This window comes from Pseudomonas sp. JL2 (genome assembly GCF_031570495.1).
Classification (GTDB): Bacteria; Pseudomonadota; Gammaproteobacteria; order Pseudomonadales; family Pseudomonadaceae; genus Aquipseudomonas; species Aquipseudomonas rhizophila.
In genome coordinates, this window is the sequence record NZ_JAKUDH010000060.1 from 1,117 (window position 1) to 1,614 (window position 498).

Below are 498 nucleotides of genomic sequence, written 5' to 3' on the forward strand. Positions count from 1 at the left end.
GAAAGCAGCCCGCGCCACCACCGCAGCTACGTCTACGAACCGGGCACCTTCCGCCCACTGGCCCTGCTCGACGGCAAAGGCCCGAACGCCTGCCCGTTCTACTACCACCTCGACCACCTGGGCACACCCCAGGAACTGACCAACTACGGCGGCACCATCGTCTGGTCGGCACGCTACCGCGGCTACGGCAAAACCACCGAACTGGTCCACGGCGGCGGCGAACAGCTGGAACAACCGTTGCGCTTCCAGGGCCAATACTTCGACCCCGAAAGCGGCCTGCACTACAACCGGCACCGCTACTACAATCCGGAAACCGGCCGCTACCTGACGCCTGACCCGAGCAAACTGGCGGGCGGCCTCAACGGGTATCGCTACACCCTGAACCCGACGGGGTGGGTGGATCCGTTGGGATTGGTGGATTGTCCGGGGAAGGGTGGGTGCCGGTCGGCGGTTGGTAGTCAGGATCCGGCGGCTAAGGTTGGGGTGGATGAGGGTGAA

The 498-nt window shown here is 65.1% G+C and carries 1 pseudogene; it reads left to right on the forward strand.

Annotated elements, in window-relative coordinates:
- Window positions 1–498: pseudogene (locus MKS85_RS29140) on the forward strand (RHS repeat-associated core domain-containing protein); the annotation flags it as partial.